The following is a 26,220-nucleotide window of genomic DNA, read 5'->3' as shown; positions in this document are numbered from 1 at the left end:
CTGCCGTGTCCTTACTTGTTTTTGAGCTTAAATCAGTGTTACGCTGAATCTGTCAATCGATTTGAGATTTGAGATTTTAGATTAAAGAATTGAAGCATTGAGCCCACGGATAAATACGTTCGGCAAGTTTCATCGGATACAGGTTTTTTATTTCTGGGTTCTGAGTCTGCTTTCGGAATGAATCACGTGGCGGGTATCCTGGATGCTTTCGGTCAGAGTCATTAAATGCGAGCGAGAGTAATAGTTGTGAAGATTGTTGAGATACCGTTCAACAAATTTATCGGGGGAGAAAAAGTAATATTGCTGCGAAAAGCTATTATGCAAATTCAATCTCTTTTCAAACAAATGACTCTGGCGGCTCTAGCTCTATTTTTTGCGATCAGTTGCAGTCGATCGACTCCGAACGTAAACTCTTCCCCTGAAGCAAGTACCTCTAGCAGCTTTAGAGTCGCAATGGTCGTCCCAGGCTCCAAAGACGACAACAGTTGGGTTCAAGGCTGCTTTGAAGGATTAAACCTAATCAAAGATAAATTTAATGCTCAGGTAGACTTTACTGAAAATATTGACGATGAAGATAGTGAAGCTGCCATTCGCAAATATGCCCAGTCAGGCTATGACCTGGTAATTGCAGCCAGTGGTGGCTATATCAAAGCTGCCGAAAAGGTCGCTAAAGAATTTCCGCGAACGAAATTTGCCCTGGTTACAACCTATCCAGGGAATAACCAAAATTTGGGGGCTGTTGCCTTTCGATCGGGTGAGGTGGGGTACCTCACAGGCGCTTTGGCTGCCATGAAGACCAAAAGCAATAAAGTTGGCTATATTGTGGGTGCAGCTTATCCGGTTTACAAAGAAGAAGAAGCCTTGTTTAGGCGGGGAGTGAAGGCAACGAATTCCTCTGTTCAAGCCTCGACTGCTTTTCTCAATTCTTGGGTTGATACGGAAAAAGCCACCAAAGTCGCAACGGAGATGGTTGCCTCTGGAGTAGATGTTTTGACAATCAACGCGGATGAGGCAGGGTTAGCCGCGCTAAAAGCCGTTACGCAAAAGCCAGGAGTCCTTGTGATTGGTTGGGCCAAGGATCAGTACGAACTGGCTCCCAGCAAAGTCCTAACTAGCGTTCTGCAGGACATTCCCAATCTGGTGCTAAATGTGGCAGTGTTAACCCAGCAAGGTCGCTGGGAAGGAAAACTTTATAAATTTGGGCTCAAGGAAAAAATCTACGACTTTGCCCCTTTTCGTGGTAGTCTCACGTCTCAGGAAGAGGAGACTTTTAAGACCATCCGAGAAGCTGTGACGACTGGCAAAATTGATGTTTCTCCTTAGTGCGCCTATTAATTGATTTACCAATATTGATCCTAAGTCCGATGCAAAATCAACGCTACGATCGCGCTCTGCAGATTGCCAAAAGCTCTCCTTCTCATCCCTGGCGACGCTTCTTGTCTATTGCAAATCAGCTCCGCTATGGTTTGATATTTTTGGTTCTCCTGAGCTTACTGCCCACAGGTGGCTTGCTGATCTACCTCAGCTTTCAGGCGCAGATCCAGCAATCGCGATCGCTCCAACAAGAGCGTAGTCAGACAGCAGGAGGGCAGATTGATAATTATCTAGATGGCTTGAAACAAAAACTGAGCTATTTAGCTAGGGTCAAAGGACTCACCAACTTTCAACCTCAAGTGCAGCAGAGCCTGTTGGAAGGGATGATTCGTCATAATGATGCTTATGAAGCCGTTGCCATTTTGAACCGGAAGGGACAAGTTGTCGCGTCAGTTTCACCCTACGAACCGCTCAAGTTAGAAAATCCCGCCACTTCGCCACTGTTTATTCGTGCCTTCAAACAACAGGAAGATTATGTCAGTCCTGTAGAAATTAATCCTCAAACCCACGAACCAACTACGATTCTGGCGGTTCCGATTCGGAATGAGCGAGATGAGGTGGATGGGGTGCTATTAGCGCAGGTAAATCTCAACTTTCTCTGGTTTATTGTTTCCCAAACGGAGGTTGGCAAGACGGGTTATGTTTATGTAGTTGATGAGCGTAATCTTCTCATTGCTCAAAAGGGTAGTAAACCAGAAAATTTTCAACTTCAAGATATTTCTCAGCGCCCTTTATTTCAATTTTTGAAAGCATCCGAAGATACTAAGCACCTTAATGTTTATCAGGGTCTAAAGCAGGTAGAAGTATTGGGAGCCAGTGCCTTAGTTCGGAGCGTGAATTGGAATGTGGTTGTAGAACTGCCAACGGCTGAGGCGTATGCTCCCGTTTACCAAATGCTCTCAATTATGGGAGGCTCATTGGCGGTGGTGACGATCGTCGCTGTTGGGATTGGCTTTCTATTTATTCGGCAAATTGTGGTGCCACTCCAGCGCTTAACCACGGCAGCTACTCAACTCAGTGCGGGGCAATTAGAGACACGGGTCAACATCGACAGCCAAAACGAACTGGGGACATTGGCGATCGCCTTTAACAATATGGCAACCCAGTTAGAGGAACTGATTACAGCAGTTGAAGTGGAACGCAATTTTGTTTCAGCCATTCTTGAAATTGCAGGTGCCCTGGTAGTTGTGCTCGACCCGCAGGGACAAATCGTTCGCTTTAACCGAGCTTGCGAACAAACGACTCATTACTCGTTTAGTGAAGTGAAAGGGCGCTACATTTGGGACTTGTTCCCGAACTCAGACTTAGCTAGACAAGCCAAAACTACTTTTGAGTCTTTACAATCTGGTAATTTTCCCCAGCAGTATGAAGGCAGTTGGGTGAGCAAAGATCAACAACTTAGACTTATTGCCTGGTCAGATACTGCTTTACTGGATGATCGAGGTGAAATTGAGTACATCATCAAAACAGGGATTGACATTACTCAACGGAAACAGGCAGAAGAAGAACTCAAAGCGTCGGAGCAGCGGCTATCTTTTCTATTCCGCCAAACTGCACTGGCAGTTGTGGAATGGGATTTAAACTTTCAAGTCACTGCCTGGAATCCAGCGGCAGAGCAGATTTTTGGTTACACGGCGAAAGAGGCGATCGGACACCATGCCGCAGAATTAATTGTGCCTGCGTCTGCCAGAAAGATAGTTGATCAAGTTATGAACGAGTTGTTGATTCAGGTTGGAGGAATGTACAGCGTCAACGAAAATATTACGAAAGACGGCAAAACCATTATTTGCGAATGGTTCAATACGCCTTTAGTAGGGGATGGTGGAGAGATTCTTGGAGTTGCATCCTTGGCACTGGATATTACTGAGCGCAAGCAAGCCGAAGCTGCGTTAAGGCAAGCAAAAGAGGAAGCTGAGGTTGCACTCAAAACCTTACAGCAAACTCAGGCACAGCTTATTCAGGCAGAGAAAATGTCTGGTTTGGGGCAACTTGTTGCTGGTGTTGCTCACGAAATTAATAATCCAGTCAACTTTATCTATGGCAACCTGAGCCATACTGCAGACTACACGCAAAATTTACTAAAGTTGATTCAGCTTTACCAGCAAACCTATCCAACTAATACCCAAATTCAGGAAAAAATTGAAGAGTTCGATCTGGACTACATTAGTGAAGATTTGCCTAAAATGCTGACTTCAATGAAGGTAGGAGCCGATCGCATTCGTCAAATTGTCCTGTCGCTAAGAAACTTCTCGCGGCTGGATGAGGCAGAAATGAAGCCAGTTGATATCCACGAGGGAATTGACAGCACATTGATGATTTTGCAAAATCGACTGAAGGCAAAACCCGATCATTCTGCTATTGAAATTGTCAAAGAGTACGGCGACTTACCGCGAGTAGAGTGCTATGCCGGACAGTTGAACCAAGTCTTTATGAATATTCTGGCAAATGCGATCGATGCTTTAGAAAACTACGACAATCAGCGTTCTCGAAAAGATATCCAAACAAATCCCAGTCGCATCACTATTCGGACTAAGCTAGTCAGAAACGAAACTGGGCCCGGTTGTTCTAAAAACGTGGTGATTCAAGTTCAAGACAATGGGCCTGGGATGACGGAAACTGTTAGACAACAGGTGTTCAATCCCTTCTTCACCACAAAACCAACTGGTAAAGGAACTGGATTAGGACTATCCATCAGCTATCAAATTGTAGTTGATAAGCATGGTGGCTTACTTCAGTGCTTCTCTCAACCCCATCAAGGAACAGAGTTCCGCATTGAAATTCCTGTTTTGCAAAGCGGTGCTGTAGCACTCGTTGGTAAATAACTGCTTGCACATTCCTCTATATATAGCGTTTCTGATGATAGACACTTATGAAGCTAGCTACAAATCGCACTAGGATAGTTTATCGAACAAATTTCGTGAAGCTTTGATGAACGGCATTGTGGGTTTTGAGAGGAGTTTTACTCGGTGGGAAGGCAACTATAAGCTTAGTCAAAACCGCAGCTTGGTCGATCGATAAAATGTATCAAACGCACTGCTAGAAAGTTTAGAGCCGGCGGCTGGTGCCGTTGGTGTGGAAATTTAACATAACCTGCAGGCGAATGAGTAGCAATGGAGACGATCGCCGGAAAGTGATTCAATACCAGCCGATCGCCCCCAACCACCTCAAAACCGACTTAATATCACCCGCTAATCAAACGATTTGCTCGCTAGAAGGTTCCCCGCTAGCAGGAGGCTCTACCGTATCGCCAAAGGCAACCCGCAGAAAAGGCGGCGCTAAAAATGTCGTCAGAATCACCATGATAATAATCGACACTTCTAAGGGTTTATCCAAAACCCCACTCGCCGAACCGATGCCGGCAAACACTAACCCGACTTCGCCCCGAGGAATCATCCCCACTCCGATCGCCAATCGATTGATTCCCGGCAGACCAAACACCACCCAACCTGTTACGATCTTGCCCAAAATCGCAACCACAATCAAAAATACGGCAATCAAAAGGCCAGCCCGATTATCCGGCAGTGTTGGGTTCAAAACCCCCAAATCCGCGCGAGCTCCCACGGTTACAAAAAAGATGGGTACAAATAAGTCGGCGATGGGTTTCACCAATTCATCCAACTCCTCGCGGGCATCGCTTTCATCCAATACCAAACCAGCCGCAAACGCACCCAAAATCGCTTCGAGATGAATTGCATTGCCCAGAAACGCCATGAAGAAAGCAAAGATAAATGCCGGGATCACTATATTGCCGCGAGTTTTGAGTGTGTCTACGACTGCTGAAAAGGTTTTGTTAAACACACCGCCCAATAGAATCGAACCGAGCAGAAAAGCAGTTGCACTGACAATCAAATAGATGACATTAACAACATCAATCTCACCAGTTTTCGCTAAACTCGCAACAACAGCTAGGACAATAATTCCTAACACATCATCAATCACCGCCGCACCAACAATGATTTGACCTTCTTTAGATTTGAGTTGTCCTAATTCCGACAAAACTTTGGAGGTAATTCCGATGCTGGTTGCCGTCAAAGCAGCCCCCGCAAAAATCGCCGGAATCGCCGCCGTGTGGAAAATGAGCATCAAGCCCGCAGTACCGGCGGCAAAGGGAACTGCCACGCCGACACAAGCGACAACGACAGCTTGAACCCCCACTTCTTTGAGTTGTCTGATATCCGATTCTAAGCCAATTTCAAACAGCAGAATAATTACGCCTAATTCAGCCAGCACTGAAATGACTTCACTCTGGGATTCAAACACACTGGTGAGGGCGGCAGGAGACAGATGATTAATCGATTGCAGAACTGTCATAATCCCTGAGTCTGATGCTGACAGCCCTGCTTCGGGAAAAACGACTAGGTGTAAAGCAGATACCCCGACAATTACCCCTGCTACAAGTTCCCCCAAAACCGGCGGAAAATCGAAGTTTCTAGCCGCTTCCGCGCCTAATTTACTGGCGAGATAAATCACTACCAAAGTGAGCAAAACTCCGCTGAGGACGATCGGCGAATTTTCTGCCTCGACTGTTGCTAACAAAGGTATGGGGGCAACTAGAGAAGCCATCCCAGAACTTAAAGCTGTAATTGTATGGTTCAAAAACATGGGTACGATGATGGTAAGAAAGACGATTCGACGGTGACGGTTGACGGTTGACGGTTGACGGTTGACGGTTGACTGTTGACTGTTGACTGTTGACTGTTGATTGTGAGTGGGAAAATTGATAACTGTTACCTATTGGGTAGCCAGTTAACTCGACATGAGTATCAAGCAAAACTCGAAGAACCCAAATCTGGCGGTACATCCTGCCACCGCCCTTGTCCGACTGCTTGAATTGCTTCTTTTAGCAAGATATCGCCGGTATAAATTGCCCTACCAACGATCGCACTTTTGACACCAATTGGTTCTAAAGCCAGCAAACTCAACAAATCTGCGATCGAACTAACGCCGCCGGAAGCAATCACCGGAATCGAAATAGCGTTAGCAATTTCGCGCAAAGATTCCAAATTCGGCCCTTCCATAGTACCGTCACGGTGAATGTCGGTGTAAATAATTTCCGCCGCCCCTAACTCGGCCATTTTTTGCGCCAATTCTGTGGCTAAAACTTCCGAATTTTCTAGCCAGCCTCTAGTAGCAACTTTACCATTTCTGGCGTCGATGCCGACCAGAATTCGAGTGGGAAATTCGGCGCACAATTCGCCGACTAATTCCGGTTGTTCGACGGCGACAGTGCCGAGAATGACGCGCCGGACGCCTAAATTGAGGATAGCAGCAACCGAGGCGCGATCGCGCATTCCCCCACCTACTTGACAGGGAACGTCTACTGATCGGACGATCGCTTCAATGGCTGCTTGGTTGACTGGATAACCTGCTTTGGCGCCATCGAGGTCTACTAAATGCAGCATGGTTGCGCCTTCATTTACCCACTGTCTGGCGACTGCGACGGGGTTGTCGTTAAAAGTTTGAGACTTCGCGTAGTCTCCCTGATACAATCTGACGCATTTTCCATCCAATAAGTCGATCGCTGGAATTACATTCATAATTTTTCCTCAAATTGCTAATTATACCAGTTAAAAAAAAGAATGCAACTTTAGGCAAGAGCCAAACCCATACATAATCATTCATTCTAAAATCTAAAATCTAAAATCTAAAATCTAAAATCGTATTACCTAATACCATTTATTTGTGACATTGGCAACCGCTATTTAAATGAAACATAATCGCCGAAGAAAGCGTTGACCATAAAGGAGTATTGACCTCGGCTTTTTGCAAAGCTTCGGCCGTCCAGTCATTGCAAGTTCTCAAAATAGAGTAACTGCCTTTTGCTTCATAAAAACTGTCGCTGTTGTCGTAGCCGTAGCTAATTTTCCTTTTCTTACCTGCTGCGTCTAATAGAAATGAGTTTTTAATAAAATCTACCATCTTCAGATAATTTTCGCCGCTAATTTTAACACATTTGGTTTCTATACTTTGGGGTAAAACCCGATAACTTGCAACGTGTACGGTAGACGGAGTAGGGAGAAACAGCGCTTTGAAAGCTGTAACTGGGTTGATACTTCCTGATCTGGGAGTTTCCAGCATAAAAGCTCTATCTCCCCAGCCAAAAGACAAATATTTATAATCAGAAGTGGCATCCCGCCCTATTTCTGTTAGCGGTAAAAATTGATTCCAGTCAAAATATTCATTTTTAACTGGAACAATGATTTCAGTGTGAATGCCTTGGTTTGAAATGTATAGAGAGATGGTGCAATCTGCTTGCGAGTAATTTCCCCACTTTCTGGGAGTGAGATAGCCAATTGTTAGGAAAGCAGTTAAAGATAAGATGATAATTCCTAAGCGCTGTATGCTTTTTCTCATTTTAACCGTAGGTTTCAAATTCTGCCTTCGGATGGCGGGCGCTGCATCTTTGTGGGAAAGAATTCTTGCAATGCCGAATTGCGCTGTTCGGGGGTTTCCTTGGCCCAATTCGACAAACTTTCGTAGAAAAAGAACGACACGCCAGCGAAATCTCTTTTTCGCACTTCTTGCACTTGTTCTTGAATTTGTTTGAGTGGAACGGAATTATTTTTAAGACCTGTTAAAATGCCGATCGCAGTTGGAATGTTAATTTTAGCCAGTTTAACTTCTTCCCGTTCCAGTTCTGCACTAAAACGCTTGATATCGCTGCGATAAACCTGCAACACAATTTCTTGGATGTAGCCACGTCTTTCCCAGGTAAACCAGTCCTGCAAGTGGGCGGGTAAAGAAAAGTGAAAAGGGTTGGGAGATAAGCTGACAATACATTTTTCTTTGCGGGATTTGATGGCGCGGGAAACTCGCCCCACGAAGTCGTTGATTTTGTCAGCGCGCCAGCGCACCCAGAAGGTTTCGCGGGGGTCGTTGGAGGGAGGACTTTTGATTTGTTCTTGATACATTGACACTGTTAGGGGCTCGTAGCCAAATTCTACTGGCAAGCCGAAATGGTCGTCAAATTGAATGCCATCTATATCATAATTATCGACAACTTCTAGGATTAAATCTAAGATAAATTGCTGAACTTCTGGATGAAATGGATTCAGCCAAACTCGATCGTGTTTGCCTTCTTTCCAAATAGTTGAACCGTCGCGCCGCTGCGCCAGCCAGTCGGGGTGAAGTGTGGCTAATTCTGATTCGGCGGGAGCCATGAAACCAAACTCAAACCAGGGGATTACTGCTATACCTTTTTGGCGGGATTGTGCTATAATTTCTTTGAGGATGTCTCGGTCTTTCAATCCGGGCGATGGGTCGAGCGACTGTCCGAATACTCGTTGGGCAGCAGCACTCGGATAAAGCGTATAGCCTCCTTGCCAAACCGTGGGATAGATGGTATTAAAATTGAGTTTTTCCAGTCGATTTACAGCGTCAATGATGTTGTTGCGGGAGAAAATAACGTCGCTGTCAATGTTAGTCAGCCAGACGCCGCGCAATTCGGTTGTTGGGGTGGTGGGCGGGGTTTGAGCCAAGAGACGGGGGGATAAAATCGCGGAGGAGGTAAGGGCGATCGTAAAAACAACTATTAAAGCCAGTATCCGCTGCCATTTGTGCACTTTAATCATCAATTTGTCGCAAATATGATTATTTTTAGACTGATATTTTACCGTATAATTAGCTTGTTAGGGTGCGTCAGCTAGGGTTATTTGATTAAAAGTCGATCGAACATTTCCTGACACACCTACTATTTTTGATATTATTGGGGGTCAACGATGGTACCCATAAATAATATTGTTCCTGTAGTATCGTCTTGAATGGCACAAAAGAATGGACGGTTTACTTTCATTTGAAAAGGCGAGCTTCTGGTTCCGATGGAAGTCACGGCTGCTGCTTCTGTACCTTCTTCGTTTACTTCGACAAATGTTTTGTGTTGTACTGAATCTACTGCTATTTTGTCATCAGTCATCGGAGAAAAGTCGGATTGGAAACTATCAAAAATTCCTGCCATTCCCAAAGGTATGAGTGTGTTGCTGAGTTCAACTTTATAATCTATCTTGAAGCGCGGTATTTCAATACTACCCTTTTTTTCTTCGCTAAATTGTTGCATCCATATTTTCCAGTTTTCTGGTGTTAATTGCTCCAAGAAAGTGGCCAAATTGCTATTGGACTTGGGCAAGAAAATATACATAGCCAGAGCGCCTTCTTTTCCGTAACGTAAACTGACTGCTTGAAATTTGTCTGTTGCGTAGTACCCATAAATGCCTGTCTGAGACATCATCGGATGCTGTTTGGAACTGCCGTCGGTTAAAGAGAAAGTTTTGTTGGCAGTTTTAGATTTATCAAAGGGCGTTTGCCAGTTGCCTTTGAAATAGATGGCGTTAATCAAAAACAAGACTTGATCCGAACTAATTCGATCGACTATTTTATCAATTTTTCGTTGAGTTTTTTGGCTCACCCAGTTGTTAATGATGCTGGGAGCTTGCGGATTCATAAAGTCTAGTTCGGTAAGATGAGCATTGTAGTAGTGTTGATTTATTTGCAGAAATTCTGGTTTTAAGGAGAAGCCTTGTTTCGCCCAAAGCGAGTTTGCAATTGATACTTGGACATTGGGGTCAACTTTCTGCAAACTATTTTGCAAAGCTTGATTTCCTTCGTTGACTTCTTGGGGAGTCATTCCCGTTAATTCGAGAACTTTTGTCATTTCTTGTTTGGTTTCTCCGCTAACTCCGTTGTATGCCATTGATAGTGCGAGGGCGACAGAAGTAGGGGAAATAAAGATATTTTGATTCGGCTGTTGTTTGGTGAGGGAGTTGAACAAGTTAAAGCCAAATTTGGTATTAGCTGCAACAAGTCTGGCGTCTACATTGCTCGGATTGTTAGGGGGTGTCATGGCTGCAGCTTTTGAGTGAGGAGGATTTGCGAGGTTGATGGGGTTAATTTTCAGTGACGGCGCTAATTCTGCGAAAATTGCTAATGTAATGATGGCGACAGTAGCCAGCCTGGTTTTCCATGACATAACAGTTCTCTTTGGTTGATATTTTGGGTGATGTGGTATCACGTTTTTACCTCTTTGTTTTTAGTTTCGCGACTGGGGACTAAAGTTTTTGATAGTTTAATATAGTAAGGATTAAAGTCCTTACTATAAACAGTTGGTTAACTATTTTTAGGAATAGAGAGGATAGCTTTTAAGAGTAACCTTGCAGTTTCATAACTTGGCGGTAGTGCGCTTCAATCTCGCTCACAGTTTGCGATTGACGCTTGCTCGTCCACTCGCTGCGATCGAATAATTCCCGCCTCAAAGCATCAACATCGATCGTTTTTACCTTACCTTCAGCGACAATTTGCTTGCCGTTTACCCAAACGCCGTCTACCGCATTAGTCGGGCGTCCCAAGATTAGCAAGCCAATCGGATCTGTGCGCGGCAGCAATGATAAACTGGTTAAATCATACAGCACAAAATCTGCTTTTTTACCGATTGTCAGAGAACCCATTTCATCGGCGAGATTCAAGCCTTTTGCTCCTCCCAGGGATGCCATTTCTACAGACTGGCGCGGTGTAATCCATTGGCGGTAATCCAAATCCGTGATATTGTGCAAAATCGAACCAATTTTAATCGCTTCTAGCAAATCTTGAGAGTCATTGCTAGCAGCGCCGTCGCAGCCAAAAGATACGTTTACTCCCGCTTGACGATATTTCAAAATCGGTGCAATCCCGCTTCCTAGCCGCAAGTTGCTGAGGGGATTGTGTACGACTGTCGCTCCCGTTTCTGCCATAATCGCAATGTCGGAATCGTCCAGCCAAACGCAATGCGCCAAGGAAGTTCTGGGACTCAAATAACCAATTTTTTGCAGGTGTTCGACAGCGCTACAGCCGTATTTTTCGTAAGCTAACTGTTTTTGAGCGGGGGTTTCCAAGAGGTGGGCGTGCCGGCAAAGATTGTAGCGATCGCTCAAATCGATGCAGCCTTCAAACAAAGCATCAGAACATAGTTGAATTCCCGTCGGCGCCAACAACATATTAACACCTTTTTCGGGATTGTGAAACTGTTTTATTGCTGTTTCCATTAACTCTAAAGTTGCCTTAGTCGAGCGAATGTAAGCCGCGTGTTCGATACCGCTATCGCCCGCAGGCATTCCCGCTGTCAGGGATTCATCTTGAATTAATGGCCCGATAAAAGCGCGGATGCCGATTTCTTGATAAGCGCGAACTGCGGCGGCGATTGTCTCTAATTCTTGCCCCGGAATCAAAACTAAATGATCGACTACGCTTGTACCGCCCGACAGCAATGTTTCTACCGCATTTCCCAAGGCACTCAAGTAAACTTGTTCGGGATCGAGAGGCGTAAAATCGTATAATTCGGCAATCCACAACTCCAGCGGCAAAGGGGGAATAATGCCTCGTTGCCACATTTCTGAAGAGTGAGTGTGCGCGTTGACAAAACCGGGCAGCAGCAGCTTATTTTTGCCCTCGATAACTGTTCCTGCTGGCTCTAAACTGGGCCCGATCGCACTTATGCAATTATCCACCACTTGCACATTTGCGGTTTCATAACCGCTATCAACCGGAATTAAAGCATTTTGAATCGTAAAGCTCATAGATTTACCCTTTTTGTAAATTTATATTGATTTTTATTGTATGCTTCCCAGGCGCTAACATTGGCGATCGCCTGTAATAAAGTTAATAAATCCTAAAATTTATAAAAAAGTTGCCACGGATACTTAATTATAACAAAGATTTAAGATATGACAAGTTAGTAACAATCAAATAGTTATAATATTGAAATTGTTTTTGAGCCAAAATCCATATGAATCCTGATTCTCTCCGCACCTTGGGCGTACCGCCGAATGCTTGGAAAGTTGATGCCAAAATTGCTGATATCACCCGATCGCCGATCGCGCCTCAACCTGTTACCCTGGAAACAGAAACTAAAACCCTGCGTTTGGACTTAGCAAAAGCAGCAATGTTGGTGATAGATATGCAAAACGATTTCTGTCATCCCGACGGTTGGCTAGCACATATTGGCGTAGATGTAACGCCCGCCAGAACTCCAATTAATCCTTTAAAAAATTTGCTGCCAAAATTGCGATCGCACGCAATACCAATTATTTGGATCAACTGGGGAAACCGGCCCGATTTGCTCAATATTAGTGCAGCTTCCCGTCACGTTTACAATCCCACAGGATCCGGCGTAGGTTTGGGAGATCCGCTGCCAAAAAACAACGCACCTGTACTGATGGCAGGGAGTTGGGCGGCGCAGGTTGTCGATGAATTAAAACCCAAACCGGAGGATATTTGTGTTGATAAATATCGGATGAGTGGCTTTTGGGATACTCCTTTAGATAGTATCTTGCGGAACCTCGGCAGAACTACACTTTTCTTTGGAGGAGTAAACGCCGATCAGTGCGTCATGGCTACCCTGCAAGATGCTAATTTCCTCGGTTACGACTGTATTTTAGTCAAAGATTGTACAGCTACGACATCTCCAGAGTATTGCTGGCAAGCTACTCTTTATAACGTTAAACAATGTTTTGGTTTTTTGTCGGATTCTCAGGCTATGTTAGAAGCAATTAAATAGTAGTCAGCAATGATTCCTAGAATGAGTGTAGGGGCAATCCCCCCGTGGTTGCCCCTCTTGATTAAGAAACTGAGTAGGCGGGTACGGGGCTGGGCGGGCACGGGGGCACTGCCCCTACGATAATTAACAATTAAGCACAAAAAAATGACAAACCAGTGCGTGATTCCTGTTATAAAGTCTCCGAAAGACTACCAAGCATTTCGCATCAATCCGGGCGATACTAATAGATTAGCTATCGTCTTCGATCCGGTAATAGCTAATGTTTCATTAACAGTTTGCGTGGAAATTTTCGATGTGGGCGGCAAAACCCCTCCCAACCGTCATCAATTTGCAGTAGAAATGTTTTTTGTACTCAAAGGAACAGGGCAAGCAACCTGCGACGGCAAAACAGTTAGCATTCAACCGGGAGATAGTTTGTTAGTGCCTCCTACAGGCACTCATGTAATTGAGAATACGGGAAGTGAACGTTTGTACACTTTGTGCATCATGGTGCCGAATGAGGATTTTGTGGAACTAATTCGCAGCGGTACACCAGTCGAACTCGATGAGGAAGATATGAGAGTTCTTGGGCGATCGGATGTACTCGTATCGTGTTAGGTTTGTAGTAAGCTGTTACGCATTTAAATTGAAAATTCCGGACAGGCTAGAAGCCCGTCCCACAAGAGTTTTATGGATTTTTGACACACAGTTTAAATGTAAAACAGCTTATAGCAGTTTTTAATTGGATGAAATACAGGACATGGCAGTGCCCAAAGCGTGTCAACTTAAGCTATCAGTCCGCCAGTCCTCCCGCGCACCCGCCATTCCGCCAGGGACTGAAGTCCCTGTCTAATAGCTAAAGTCCTCTCAAGAGGACTAATGAGTTGAAAAGTGTTTTTCTTAGTCCTCTTGAGAGGACTTTAGCTTTGAGGCAGGGGTTTCAACCCCTGCCGGACTATGGGTTGTACGTTAATTTGACACCAATGGGCAGTGCCGTGTCCCTACGAACAATCATCAGGTTTGTAGTAAGGACTTGAGTCCTTTATCAGAACTTTTTTAGTTGATGTTTTTTAGGCTTTATGCTGAAACTTTGTCCGAAAGAAAAAGCGTCAATGCTAACTAAAGATGGGGTTCGTTTAGATGCTGACATCTACCGCCCCGATGCGGAGGGCGAATTTCCAGTATTGTTAATGCGACAACCTTACGGAAGGGCGATCGCCTCTACAGTAGTATATTCCCATCCCGCATGGTACGCCAAACACGGCTACATCGTTGTCATCCAAGACGTGCGGGGACGCGGCACTTCCGAAGGCGAATTTAACCCCTTTGTTAGCGAAACACAAGACGGTTTTGATAGCGTCAATTGGGCAGCTAATTTGCCTGGAAGTAACGGCAAAGTCGGGATGTACGGTTTTTCCTACCAAGGCATGACTCAACTCTACGCGGCGGCTGCTAAACCGATCGCATTAATCACAATTTGTCCGGCAATGGTAGGCGGCAATTTATACACAGATTGGGCCTATGAAGGCGGCGCATTTTGTCTGCAATCAAATCTCGGCTGGGCAATTCAGCTAGCGGCAGAAACCGCTCGCTTAAAAGCCGATATTTCTGCCTATCAAGCCTTTTATGCAGCTTCGAGAAATCTCCCGCTATACGATACCGTGCCGGCGCGTCCTGAGATTATTAAAAATCTCGCACCCGACTCATATTATCACGATTGGTTGGATAATTATCGACCGAGCGAGTATTGGGAAAAGTTATCGCCAAACATCAAAGATTTAGACTTGCCAATGCTGCACGTGGGCGGTTGGTTTGATACTTATTTGCGGGGAAAAATCCATCTTTACAAGGAAATGGCGAGCCGGAGTTCCTGTCCGCAGCATTTGATAATTGGCCCTTGGGCGCATTTACCTTGGGGGCGAAAAGTGGGAGCGTTGGATTATGGTTTTGCAGCTTCAAATCCTGTGGATGAGTTGCAAATTCGCTGGTTCGATCGCTTCCTCAAAGGAGTTGATACAGGAATATTAGACGAGCTGCAGATTTCGCTATTTGAGATGGGGAGGAATGATTGGCGGAAATTTGATAACTGGCCTAATAATAATCATAAATCTTATTTTTTAGCAAGTACCGGACTTGCCGCGATTAGAGAAGATGCGGGTATTTTAACAGAGAGTTGCGCGGATGTTTGCACTGATGATATATTCGTACATGACCCTTGGCGGCCGGTGCCATCCTTGGGAGGTCACGCTGGATTTCCTGCAGGTGCGATCGAGCGATCGACTATTGACTGCCGCACCGATGTTTTAACATACACTTCCGCCCCTATAACGGCAGATTTGCACTTAGCTGGAGATATAATTCTCGAAATATTTTGTACCGCAGATGCGCCGAGTTTTGATTTGTGTGCCATACTTTCTGAGGTAAAAGATAGTGGCAGCGTCTACAATTTTAGTCAAGGTTACGTGCGGGTGAATTCAGGTGAAACACCTGTAAAAATTGGGCTGCAAGCAACTTGTATGCAAATTGCCAAAGGTAATGCGTTGCGTCTGAGTTTGAGTGCTGCTTGTTTTCCCGCTTACGACGTGAATCCGGGAACGGGTGCGCCGGGCGGTGAAGCGCGGGCGCTCGATGCTAAAATTATCACGCTGACAGTAAGTTGTGGCGGGAATTGTCCCTCTCAAATTTTGCTGCCAATTGTCGATTAAACCTAGAACTTATTGAATTATGAGCGTTATCTTTCACATCACCCGCAGCCAACAGTGGGAAGAAGCAAAACAAGTTCAATCCTATCGCGGAGATACGCTAGATACTGAAGGATTTATCCACTGTTCGACTCTGCCGCAAGTTCTTAGATCTGCTAATAAATTTTTTGTGGGACAAACAGGATTGCTGCTGCTTTGGATTGACTCGGAGAAAGTGCAAGCTGAACTTAAGTATGAATATGCTGCCGGTGAGAATTACCCGCACATTTACGGGCCGTTGAATGTTGATGCTGTGTTGAAAGTTGTTGAGTTTGAACCGGGTGCCGATGGCAAGTTTGAATTGCCGGAAGAATTAAAAAATGTTGTTTAAGATTCTGATTTTTGAGCATTGTCAACTAACTTTTTAGGGCGGGCTAGAAGCCCACCCCACGGGAAATTTTATCTTTTTAGGGCGGGCTAGAAGCCCACCCCACAAGAAATTTTATCTTTTTAGGGCGGGCTAGAAGCCCACCCCACAAGAAATTTTATCTTTTGTGGAACGGGCATCTTGCCCGTTCTAATTTCTGCAAAATATCAATGAACATCAACCAACTCTGCCGCCAATTTCAGCGCATCTTCGCGAGTCGCAATTCTCCCTTCCACCCGCGCTAATTGAATCTCCATCAACAATTGACCTATGCGCGGACTTCGGGGCAATTTCAAATATTCCATTAAATCATTGCCGCTAACTAATTGCGTAGGATGAGCAATAATATCCTCGGCATCAAGATAGCGATTAATTAACAGTGAAATCTCATCAACCGCAACTCCCGCCGCCACCGCCAACACCGCTAAAACTGGAAATACTATTCCCACATCCCGAAACAAAAAATACTGTTCTCGCAAAGACATTTCCGCGATAGGTTTTGCTTGCAATTTTGGCAAGTAATTCAAAAGCCCGATCGCACTTTTAATCTCCGCATTGCTGTACTTCAACCGCAGCAACTGCTTTTCAGCAATGGTCGGGTCAGAATCTGCCAAAATAGCCAGCTTCGCGACAGCCAACAAAGGCGTTTTAATTGTATCTCGAATCTGACGCCCGAATTCCTTCCCTAATTCCGGGTAAATTGCCGCTAACTTGGCAGCAGACGCATCAATTTTTGTCAAAATATCAAAACGGTCGATCGCACTTTCAAACCAAATCGAAAACAAACCATCTTCGCAACCGCGACAAATCCAAGGAACACCGTTAGGATTGCTCAACAAATAGCCTAATTCCGTCCGCACCCGTTCCACCGCTACCCGACTCAACAGCGGCGCTAATTCCCGAATCGCCGATTGAGTTTCAGGTTCGATCGCAAAACCCAACTGCGCGGCTTGGCGGTAAGCTCTTAATAACCTCAGCGGATCGTCCTCCAAATTTGACCGCGAAACCATCCGCAGCAAACCCAACCGCAAATCAGTTTGACCGTCCAAAGGATCGATGATTTCTCCTGTAAAAGGATTGCAGGCGATCGCATTTATCCGAAAATCTCGGCGCAGCAAATCCCCCTCCAGACTCCCCCCTTCCGCTTGCGCCAAATCCACCGTACCGCCCGCAAACACCACCCGCGCAATTTGGCGTTCCGCATCCAACAAGACAAATCCACCTTTCGTGCGATCGGCAATTTTTCGAGCAGTCTTCACGGCCCGTGTTAGCATAACGAAATCCAAATCAAAATAGTGCGATCGGCGGCCCAGCAACGCATCCCGCACCGCACCGCCCACCAGATAAGCAGGCGGTGTCAGCAGTTCCAAATCAAACGGCCAACTATCAGGAGATAATGAAGAGGGCAAATTAATCGGCATCGCAACAAAAATCTACTTTCCTTACAAACAATTAAACTCTTGCTACGCTAGATTAACAGAAAGCTCAATTTTCACCAATCTTTTTGAAATGCACAGAGGATATCAAGAATGTGTATTTGTATTAACTGCCACTATGTAGACCGCTGCTTCACCTACCACGCCGTAGAAGAACAGCACGAACAGCTTCACCTTACCGAAACACCCGATTTCGACCCCGTAGAACCCACCATCAACGTCAACATCCGTCCCCGCCAAGACGAAATTGAAATGGAATGGGATGTAGTCGGGTGTGAGAGTTTCAAGCAAGAGACCGGCAAATGGGCCTCATTGCGGCCAGGCGAACTCGTCCCGACTTAAGGAAGAAGTCATTAGTCAGTAGTCAGTAGTCATTAGTTATTTGTTGGTTGTTGGTTGCTATTTGTTGTTTTTTATAGGTTTTTTGTGAGTAGTTAACGATAACAACCAATAACCAATTCCCAATTCCCGATGCCCGATGCCCAATTCCCCATTCCCAATCTAAAATCTAAAATCTAAAATCTAAAATCCAATGTGCTATTGCTTAAACCCAACTTGTCAGAATCCGCAAAACCCAGGGGATGCAGAATTGTGCCAAAGTTGCGGATCAAAATTGTTGTTAACTCTTGACTCAGAAACGCCCTCAGCATCTCGCTACCGAACAATAAAGCCGATCGGGCAAGGAGGCTTTGGCAGAACATTTCTAGCAGTTGATGAAACCAAACCCCTGATTTTTTCGCAGTGCGTAATCAAGCAATTTTTGCAGCAAAATACCGCAGCCGAAAAAGCCGCTCAACTATTTCACCAAGAAGCAGCCCAGCTACAAACCTTGGGAAAACATCCCCAGATTCCAGAATTAATCGCGCATTTTGAACAAGACGGGAGACAGTATTTAGTACAAGAATTTATAGACGGCAAAAACCTAGCCAGAGAATTAGAACAAAAAGGAGCATTCACCGAAACTCAAACTCGGCAAATCCTCAACGATTTATTGCCAGTGCTCCACTTCGTCCACAAATCCAAAGTAATTCACCGCGATATCAAACCAGAAAATATCATTCGCCGCCGACTATCTCCAACTCCTTTACCCGCCTTAGAAAATTCCTATCAACCCTCTCCTTTCCAAAAAGATATTGTTTTAGTAGACTTTGGTGCAGCTAAGAAAGTAACAGCAACCGGGTTGCCGCAAACAGGTACAATCATCGGCAGTGCTGCTTATACAGCCCCAGAACAATTGATGGGAAAAGCAGTTTTTGCCAGCGATATCTACAGTTTGGGCGTTACCTGCATTCACTTGCTGACAGAAATTCCTCCCTTCGATTTGTTCGACAGTACAGAGGATTCTTGGGCTTGGCGAAATTATTTGAAGACTGCTGTTAGCGATGATTTCGGCCGCATCCTCGACACCATGCTCCAAAGTGCCACCAATCGGCGCTACAGCTCAGCCTCAGCAGTCATCCGGCACTTGAACCCCAAACCTGTGTATTTAGACGCACAACCGGTGCTAGACGCGCCGGAAACGCCCGCAGAACGGGTGGTTACACCTGCGCCCGGTGTGTCGCTTTTCACTCGCCAACAGCAAGCCGAAATTCAGCAAGCTTTACAAGAGGATCTCGCCCCGTACAATGTTACAATCCAAGTCAGTCAAGCCAAGCAACAGCTCACTATCGTCATCAACAGAACCGAAGACAACCCCGTTTACTATCCGCACTTATCTCAAATAATTGCCACCAGACTCACCGATTTGCAGCTAAATAAAGTCGCAGCCGTGAAGCTGTTGGGAAGACTCAACAATTCTCGCCGCCCGGAGTGGAAGCAAATATTGCAAATCGATCCCAAGATTAAATTGAGAAACAAACTCGTGCGGCTGCAACACAATCAATTACTCAAGAAAATCCCCCCTGTTACTACCCAAGAATTTTGGCTGCCGAAGTTGAAAACTCAGGATTTTTGGATAGATGCGCTAATGTTTGCCTTAGTTTGGTTTATCTTTGGCTCTCAAATAGTCATTTTTAATTCGTGGTTCGCCCTAATAGTTGCGTCGGGTTTTATGACGGTGAAGCATCAAGTTTCCCAACACAAAGAATTTGCAAATAAAAATTTATTTGCCAGTTTAGTAGTGCTGTTTTTGATGACTGGCGGCCTGGGTAATTCCCGAATTTTAAATACGGGAATATTTGGCATTCTTTTGGGTTGCTTAGTTGTGGCTTTACCGCTGTTTTTTGTTAAGGAAAATTATCAGTAATCGTGAATAGCAATCCCCAAGACGGAACATCAGTTAAAAAATACGGCTTAGCCCTGCACACAGCTAGTCGCGAACTCGGTTTAGCCATCAGCAATTTTGCCGGGGATTCTCGCTGCCAAACTTGGAATTTGGATCGGGATTTAGCAACTCATTTGCATCAGTATTTAGTAGAGTTTATTGGGCCGCAAACTTGGGCGGATTTGGCTTTTATTGCAGTGGCGAAGGGGCCCGGAGGTTTCACGGGGACTCGCATGGGTATGGTGACTGCGCGGACTTTGGCTCAACAGTTGGATATTCCTGTTTTTGCGGTTTCAACTTTGGCGGCTGTGGCTTGGGCGGCACCCCCCCAACCCCCCCTTGCTAAGGGGGGGCTTTTGAGTGCAGAACCTTCCCGCGATTTTGTAGGGGCGGTGCCCCCGTGCCCGCCCCCACCCACAGATGATTTCATGGGCATTTCAGGCATCGGGGCTCTTCACGAGGGTTTGCCCCTACAAGAAAATGAAACCGCCCTGCCCCAACCTCCCCTTGCTAAGGGGGGGCTTTTGAATACGGAACCCCCTCAATCCCCCCTTGCTAAGGGGGGGCTTTTGAGAAAGGATATGGCGCTGCAAATGCCTGCACAGCGGGGACAATTGTTTGGCGCTGTTTATTCAGTTAACAAAGATTCTGGTTTAACTGAGTTGTTTCCTGATACTGTAATGACGGCGGAATCTTGGCAGGAAAAGTTGGAAAGTTGGGAAAATTCTTATCAGTTAATTGAAGTGGGCAGCGAGTTGGGTTGGTCGGTTTCTAGTGTGTTGGAATTGGCTTATTGGGAGTGGAAACAAGGAAGTCACCCTGATTGGTCGGATGCTTTGCCTTTTTACGGGCAACATCCGGTTAAGGGACACTGAATATTGGGAATAGGGCATTGGGAATAGGGAATTGGGCATTATTTCGTTTCAGTTAAACTCACATCTTGCACCATTGTCAAGAACAGGCAAGATGCCTGTTCCACAAGAGAATCTACTCTTTGTGGAACAGGCATCTTGCCTGTTCCTAAAAGGCTAATTTAGAATAATGCAAGATATAAATTAAATCAACTTGTAGAGTGCGTTTTTTTTCCGACTATGGCCGATGGCCGATGCCCGATGCGCGGTGCCCGTAAATGCTTTATAAGCAATTAAGCAGACTTGATATCGTTGTTTATTTAAGGGCGATACAAACTTCGAGGCAAAAAGTTAATGTTAGCGGGTCTGGGTTTTCGGTTCGCAATTGCTCGATCTCAGCTCGATCGCAGCCGCGAGATTCCATAAAATCGAGCATCCAGTTCGTTATGGTAGCGAGATCGATGTATTTTGCTCCGAGACAAACAGGGCAAATTTCTGGGCTGAGGGTACCGGTGCCGCCGCATTCGGGGCAATCCCAGTGGCTTATTACGGGATCGGGGGTAGTTAGGATGTTGTTCATGCTGGGAAAAAGTACGCGCGGCGTAGCGATCCCGCAGGGAATCGCACCTACTCGTTCACTCTAGCAAATATGCCGATCGCCCTGACTTCTTCCTGCCTTTACACTAAGCGAGCTAGTGAGTAAAATCGACAAAAATACAAAAAGGGTGGTTATGCTCGATCGCACTCAATGGTTTTTGGCGGGTATGTCGATCGCGCTTTCGCTTCAGCTAAGTCAGCCAGTTGCAGCAGCCGTGCCCGTTGGCAAAACCGTACAAACAGCACAAACTGACAGTAGCGACGCTGCCAAAAAAGTATTTGAAGAGGCAGAGAAACTTTACCAGCAAGGAACAGCGGACTCAAAAAGAAGTGCGATCGTCAAGTTGGAAGAAGCATTAAAGCTTTATCGAGAAGCGGGCGATCGCTCTGGGGAAGCTACAACTCTCGCCTGGCTCGGCGGTATTTACTCAGAATTGGGAGAAATACAGAAAGCGCTAAAGTATTACAGTCAGTCCCTTCCCCTGAGTCGGGCTGTGGGCGATCGCGCGCAGGAAGCGAGAACCCTCATCCGCATCGGCTATGTTTACTCAGAATTGGGAGAAAAACAGAAAGCGCTAGAGTATTACAGCCAGTCCCTTCCCCTGGATCGGGCCGTCGGCGATCGCGCACAGGAAGCGAACACCCTCTACAACATCGGCCGTGTGTACTCAGAATTGGGAGAAAAACTGAAAGCGCTAGAGTATTACAGCCAGTCGCTTCACCTATTGCGGGCAGTAGGCGATCGCGGTGGGGAAGCTATTACCCTCAACAACATCGGCAGTGTCTACGATGATTTGGGAGAAAAACAGAAAGCACTAGAGTATTACAGCCAGTCCCTGACCCTGAGACGTGCAGTAGGCGATCGTCGTGGGGAAGCTACCACCCTCAACAACATCGGCAGTGTCTACGATGATTTGGGAGAAAAACAGAAAGCCTTAGAATATTACAGCCAGTCCCTGACCCTGAGACGTGCAGTAGGCGATCGCGGTGGGGAGGCTACCACCCTCAGCAACATCGGCAGCGCCTACTCAGCATTGGGAGAAAAACAGAAAGCGCTAGAGTATTACAGCCAGTCCCTGACCCTGAGTCGGGCAACAGGCGATCGCGATGAGGAAGCTCGCACCCTCAACAACATCGGCAGTGTCTACTCAGAATTGGGAGAGAAACAGAAAGCGCTAGAGTATTACAACCAATCCCTTCCCCTGAGTCGGGCTCTCGGTAATCGCCCTGGGGAAGCTTCCACCCTCAACAACATCGGCCGTGTCTACGACGATTTGGGAGAGAAACAGAAAGCCCTAGAGTATTACAACCAATCCCTTGCGCTGAAAGGAGCAGTAGGCGATCGCCGCGGGGAAGCTACCACTCTCAACAACATCGGCAGTGTCTACGATGATTTGGGAGAACAACAGAAAGCTTTAGAATATTACAGCCAATCCCTGACCCTGAAACAAGCAGCCGGCGATCGTCGCGGCGAAGCGATTACCCTCAACAACATTGGCTTGGTTTACTCAGATTTGGGAGAGAAACAAAAAGCTTTACAATATTACAGCCAATCCCTTCTCCTGGATCGGGCCGTCGGCGATCGCGGCGGGGAAGCTACCACCCTCAGCAACATCGGCACTGTCTACTCAGAATTGGGAGAACAACAGAAAGCGCTAGAGTATTACAGCCAGTCGCTTCCCCTGAGTCGGGCAAGAGGCGATCGCCGCGGGGAAGCTAGCAGCCTCAACAACATCGGCACTGTCTACTCAGAATTGGGAGAACAACAGAAAGCGCTAGAGTATTACAGCCAGTCGCTTCCCCTAAGTCGGGCAACAGGCGATCGCGGTGGGGAAGCTGCCACTCTTTACAATATAGCTTCTGTCAAACGCGACCAAAACAATCTTACCGAAGCCCTCAACGACATTGAATCCTCTCTCAAAATCATCGAAAACCTCCGTACCAAAATAGCCAGCCCAGAACTCCGCAGCTCATACTTTGCCACAGTACAAAACTACTACGAACTCTACATCGATTTGTTAATGCAACTGCATAAAACTCATCCTAAATCCGGTTACGATACAAAAGCCTTAGAAGCCAGCGAAGGTTCGAGGGCCCGCAGTCTCCTCGAACTCCTCTTTGAAAGTAACGCCAACATTCGCGAAGGCATTTCCCCCGATTTACTGCAACAAGAAAAGACCGTCCAACAGCAACTCGATGCCATTGAAAAGCAGCGCATCGAAGCAATCAGCAGCCCCAATCCTAATCAAACTAAAATCGCTGAAATCGACAAACAGCGACTCGCACTTTTGCAACAATATCAGGAACTTCAAACCAAGATTCGTACCGCCAGCCCCCGCTATGCAGCCCTCACCCAACCCCAACCTTTAACCCTGCCAGAAATTCAGAAACAGATTCTCGATGAAAACACGATTTTATTGCAGTATTCCCTTGGCGCATACGGCAGTTATTTGTGGGTCGTTAGCCAAAAGGGACTAACCAGCTATGAATTACCAAAACAGGTTGACCTTGAAACAGCAGCCCGCAATTTCCGAGACGCAATAACTAGCCCAATCCACAGAGATATTCCCCAAAAAGTTGCCGAAGCGAGTGCAAATCTAAGTCAATTAATTTTACAGCCCGCAGCAGCCCAATTAGGCAATAAACGCTTATTAATTGTTCCCGACGGCGTGCTGCACTATACCCCTTTTCCGGCTTTAACTCTTCCCCAAACCAGGGGACAAAATACCAATGTTCCCTTAATTGCCTCACATGAAATTATTACCCTGCCTTCTGCCTCAAGTCTCGCTATTCTCAGGCAAAATTACGGAGATAGAAAACCGCCAAGCCAAACTTTAGCAATTTTAGCCGATCCTGTTTTCAGTCCAGACGATGAAAGAATTAAAGGAAAAATAACCCAAGCAACAACAGAAAAGTTAGAAGCAAATAACCTCGGTTTAAATCGCTCGCTTCGTGCTTCTAATCGGGAATGGCCGCCAAAACGCCTCGCATTTACCCGCCAAGAAGCCCAAACAATATCCAGCTTATTCCCCTCAGCTTCTAGCCGTCAAATATTTGATATTGATGCCAGTCGCACTACTGCTACCGATGGAAACTTAGCAAATTATCAAATCGTGCATTTCGCCACCCACGGCATGGCCAACAGCAAAAATCCCGAACTGTCAGGAATTGTGATGTCGATGGTAGATGACAAGGGCAATCTTGTCAATGGCTTTTTGCGCCTCACGGATATTTTCAACTTGAAACTGGCGGCAAATTTAGTGGTTTTAAGTGCTTGTCAATCGGGAATGGGACAGAATGTTAAAGGCGAAGGAATGGTGGGATTAACGAGGGGTTTTATGTATGCGGGAGCTCAGCGGGTGGCGGTGAGTTTGTGGAGTGTGGATGATGAAGGAACTGCTGTGTTAATGCAAAAGTTTTATCAAAAAATGCTACAACAAAAGTTAGCGCCGGCGGCAGCTTTGAGGGCCGCGCAGATTGAAATGATGCAGCAGGAAAAATGGAAATCTCCCTATTATTGGGCTGCTTTTACCTTGCAAGGGGAGTGGAAATGATATACAGCACTTTTGCTGGTAAGTAAGTACATAGCCCTTGTAGGGACACCGCACCGTGCCCATTGGTGTCAACTTAACGTTAAACCGGTAGTCCGACAGTCCGACAATCCGACAGTCCGATAGTCCGATAGTCCGATAGTCCGACAATCCGACAATCCGACAATCCGACAATCCGACAATCCGACAATCCGACAATCCGATAGTCCGATAGTCCGATAGTCCGACAGGGAATGAATTCCCTGTCTCATAGCTAAAGTCCTCTGAAGAGGACTCATGAGTTTAAAAATTCGGCGTTGCTGAATACAGGTAGGAATTCATATTTTCCAATTGCGATAAGACAACTATGGTGAGTTTTGTAACATCAAGCAAAAAGTTGATTCCTACCGTGAATCAGCAACGTCAAAAATTCTTTTTCCCAGTCCTCTTCAGAGGACTTTAGCTATGAGACAGGGATTTCAATCCCTGGCGGACTACCGGGTGGGCGGGCTGACTACCGGGTGGGCGGGCTGACAGCTTAAGTTGACACCAATAGCCGAAGATCCCGCCCATAAAAAAGTTTATCGCCCGCTAGCTAAAGCCTCCCGCAATTTACGGCCCCGCGATTTATCCCGAAGTTCGGGAGTCGCCATCCGCAACACGAAATCCAGCAACCAAGGCGCAATTCGGTGACACCAAACTGCTAGATGACTTTGCCATCCTACCAAGATTTCCGGCGCATCTTTGTGCAATCCCGCGACAAGTGCTAGGGCAACTTTTTCGGGAGTTGTGGGCACTACCCACCGGAATTGTTCCAAGTCTCGCACCATGTCGGTATCTGTTAGAGAGGGCAGCAAAGCTGTGACTCGAACATTGTACTGAGTTAACTCGCTACGCAAAGCTTGGGTGAATCCCAAAATCGCAAATTTGGTAGCAGAATAAGTCGCCATTGTGGGAGCGGCAATTTTGCCCATTAAGCTCGAAACATTGACGATTGTTCCCTCTTTTTGAGTCGCCATTCGCCGAGCTATCAAGCGGGTAATTGTGTAGGTTCCGAGCAAGTTTAAGGCGATTTCTTCCTCGATTAATGGCAGCGGGGAACGTAAGAATGATGCTTGGTGGGCGACGCCTGCACAGTTGACTAGCAGGTGAATCGGGCCGCAATCTCGCCAAGCTTGGGCGATCGCAATATTCACCGCAACTGACTGAGTTAAATCTAAAGCTAACGGCACTACTTCTGTGCCCAAAACATCGATTTCCTCTGCCAGTTCAATTAATTGCTTGCGGTTGCGCGCCACAATCAACAAGCGTTTGACTCCTTGTCTCGCTAATGCCAGGGCGATCGATCGCCCAATTCCGCGCGAAGCTCCTGTAACAAGAGCTGTTTTTCCTTGAAGTTGCATAGATTAAACCTTTTGGTAGATACTCATCGCGGCACGGAGTTATGAGTTGTGAGTTGTGAATTATTAGTTATGAGTTGGATGTTTTGGCGGTAACAACTCATAATTCATAATTGTTGAAAAGGCTATCTTGTTCCGATAAGCCTAATTTATTCGTGGGG

At 46.1% G+C, this 26,220-nt stretch carries 19 protein-coding genes; 10 read left to right on the top strand and 9 right to left on the bottom strand.

Annotation, left to right across the window (positions count from 1 at the left end):
* The first annotated feature begins 318 nt into the window (after nt 1-318).
* Complete coding sequence (locus QUB24_RS05440) at nt 319-1,323, top strand: BMP family protein (protein WP_333151429.1); 1,005 nt, start codon at nt 319-321, stop codon at nt 1,321-1,323.
* Nucleotides 1,324-1,364: 41 nt separating this feature from the next.
* Complete coding sequence (locus QUB24_RS05435; protein ID WP_333151427.1) at nt 1,365-4,196, top strand: PAS domain S-box protein; 2,832 nt, start codon at nt 1,365-1,367, stop codon at nt 4,194-4,196.
* Between the two features lie 370 nt (nt 4,197-4,566).
* Here the strand turns inward: QUB24_RS05435 and QUB24_RS05430 are convergent, their stop codons facing one another.
* The 6 genes from QUB24_RS05430 to QUB24_RS05405 form a co-directional block, all read right to left on the bottom strand.
* Nucleotides 4,567-5,976: a cation:proton antiporter gene (locus QUB24_RS05430; protein ID WP_333151425.1), complete on the bottom strand. Its 1,410-nt coding sequence runs from the start codon at nt 5,974-5,976 to the stop codon at nt 4,567-4,569.
* 161 nt (nt 5,977-6,137) lie between these two features.
* Complete coding sequence (gene hisA / locus QUB24_RS05425; protein WP_333151423.1) at nt 6,138-6,911, bottom strand: 1-(5-phosphoribosyl)-5-[(5-phosphoribosylamino)methylideneamino]imidazole-4-carboxamide isomerase; 774 nt, start codon at nt 6,909-6,911, stop codon at nt 6,138-6,140.
* A gap of 139 nt (nt 6,912-7,050) precedes the next feature.
* Complete coding sequence (locus QUB24_RS05420; RefSeq protein WP_333151421.1) at nt 7,051-7,728, bottom strand: TIGR02117 family protein; 678 nt, start codon at nt 7,726-7,728, stop codon at nt 7,051-7,053.
* A gap of 14 nt (nt 7,729-7,742) precedes the next feature.
* On the bottom strand, nt 7,743-8,945 hold the full coding sequence (locus tag QUB24_RS05415; RefSeq protein WP_333151419.1) for a glycoside hydrolase family 10 protein: 1,203 nt from the start codon (nt 8,943-8,945) through the stop codon (nt 7,743-7,745).
* A 131-nt stretch (nt 8,946-9,076) separates the two neighbouring features.
* A complete protein-coding gene (locus tag QUB24_RS05410) occupies nt 9,077-10,336 on the bottom strand; it encodes a serpin family protein (RefSeq protein ID WP_333151416.1) in 1,260 nt (419 codons plus the stop codon).
* 169 nt (nt 10,337-10,505) lie between these two features.
* Complete coding sequence (locus QUB24_RS05405) at nt 10,506-11,915, bottom strand: amidohydrolase (RefSeq protein ID WP_333151414.1); 1,410 nt, start codon at nt 11,913-11,915, stop codon at nt 10,506-10,508.
* Nucleotides 11,916-12,124: 209 nt separating this feature from the next.
* On the opposite strand from QUB24_RS05405, the gene QUB24_RS05400 reads away from it, so the two are divergent.
* The 4 genes from QUB24_RS05400 (at nt 12,125) to QUB24_RS05385 (ending at nt 15,946) form a co-directional block, all read left to right on the top strand.
* Entirely contained in the window at nt 12,125-12,895 is a 771-nt protein-coding gene (locus QUB24_RS05400; protein ID WP_333151412.1) for a cysteine hydrolase family protein, read from the top strand.
* Nucleotides 12,896-13,039: 144 nt separating this feature from the next.
* Nucleotides 13,040-13,492, top strand: coding sequence for a cupin domain-containing protein (locus QUB24_RS05395; RefSeq protein ID WP_333151410.1), 453 nt, complete (start codon nt 13,040-13,042; stop codon nt 13,490-13,492).
* Nucleotides 13,493-13,986: 494 nt separating this feature from the next.
* Nucleotides 13,987-15,579, top strand: a complete 1,593-nt coding sequence (locus QUB24_RS05390) for a CocE/NonD family hydrolase (RefSeq protein WP_333151408.1) — start codon at nt 13,987-13,989, stop codon at nt 15,577-15,579.
* A 19-nt stretch (nt 15,580-15,598) separates the two neighbouring features.
* Nucleotides 15,599-15,946 carry a DUF952 domain-containing protein gene (locus tag QUB24_RS05385; RefSeq protein WP_333151406.1) on the top strand — a complete coding sequence of 116 codons (348 nt, stop codon included), beginning with the start codon at nt 15,599-15,601 and terminating at the stop codon, nt 15,944-15,946.
* A gap of 203 nt (nt 15,947-16,149) precedes the next feature.
* On the opposite strand, the gene QUB24_RS05380 is transcribed toward QUB24_RS05385, so the two are convergent.
* The gene (locus QUB24_RS05380; protein WP_333151404.1) at nt 16,150-17,403 is read right to left on the bottom strand and encodes a CCA tRNA nucleotidyltransferase; all 1,254 of its coding nucleotides are present in this window, start codon (nt 17,401-17,403) and stop codon (nt 16,150-16,152) included.
* A 108-nt stretch (nt 17,404-17,511) separates the two neighbouring features.
* Here QUB24_RS05380 and QUB24_RS05375 point away from each other — a divergent pair, with 108 nt between their 5' ends.
* The 3 genes from QUB24_RS05375 (at nt 17,512) to tsaB (ending at nt 20,556) form a co-directional block, all read left to right on the top strand.
* Nucleotides 17,512-17,760, top strand: coding sequence for a Ycf34 family protein (locus QUB24_RS05375; protein WP_333151402.1), 249 nt, complete (start codon nt 17,512-17,514; stop codon nt 17,758-17,760).
* Nucleotides 17,761-17,950: 190 nt separating this feature from the next.
* Nucleotides 17,951-19,663, top strand: coding sequence for a serine/threonine-protein kinase (locus QUB24_RS05370; protein ID WP_333151400.1), 1,713 nt, complete (start codon nt 17,951-17,953; stop codon nt 19,661-19,663).
* A gap of 2 nt (nt 19,664-19,665) precedes the next feature.
* Nucleotides 19,666-20,556 carry a tRNA (adenosine(37)-N6)-threonylcarbamoyltransferase complex dimerization subunit type 1 TsaB gene (gene tsaB / locus QUB24_RS05365; RefSeq protein ID WP_333151398.1) on the top strand — a complete coding sequence of 297 codons (891 nt, stop codon included), beginning with the start codon at nt 19,666-19,668 and terminating at the stop codon, nt 20,554-20,556.
* 292 nt (nt 20,557-20,848) lie between these two features.
* Here the strand turns inward: tsaB and QUB24_RS05360 are convergent, their stop codons facing one another.
* Nucleotides 20,849-21,112 (bottom strand): hypothetical protein, encoded by a 264-nt coding sequence (locus QUB24_RS05360; RefSeq protein ID WP_333151395.1) that lies wholly within the window; start codon nt 21,110-21,112, stop codon nt 20,849-20,851.
* Nucleotides 21,113-21,263: 151 nt separating this feature from the next.
* On the opposite strand from QUB24_RS05360, the gene QUB24_RS05355 reads away from it, so the two are divergent.
* Nucleotides 21,264-24,683 (top strand): tetratricopeptide repeat protein, encoded by a 3,420-nt coding sequence (locus QUB24_RS05355; protein ID WP_333151630.1) that lies wholly within the window; start codon nt 21,264-21,266, stop codon nt 24,681-24,683.
* Nucleotides 24,684-25,240: 557 nt separating this feature from the next.
* Here QUB24_RS05355 and QUB24_RS05350 read toward each other — a convergent pair.
* On the bottom strand, nt 25,241-26,062 hold the full coding sequence (locus QUB24_RS05350) for an SDR family NAD(P)-dependent oxidoreductase (RefSeq protein WP_333151393.1): 822 nt from the start codon (nt 26,060-26,062) through the stop codon (nt 25,241-25,243).
* Between the last annotated feature and the right edge of the window lie 158 nt (nt 26,063-26,220).

The sequence above is a fragment of the Microcoleus sp. B9-D4 genome, assembly GCF_036705105.1.
GTDB lineage: Bacteria > Cyanobacteriota > Cyanobacteriia > Cyanobacteriales > Microcoleaceae > Microcoleus.
The sequence above is the reverse complement of the archived record's forward strand: the minus strand, read 5'-3'. Positions and strand labels throughout refer to the sequence as shown.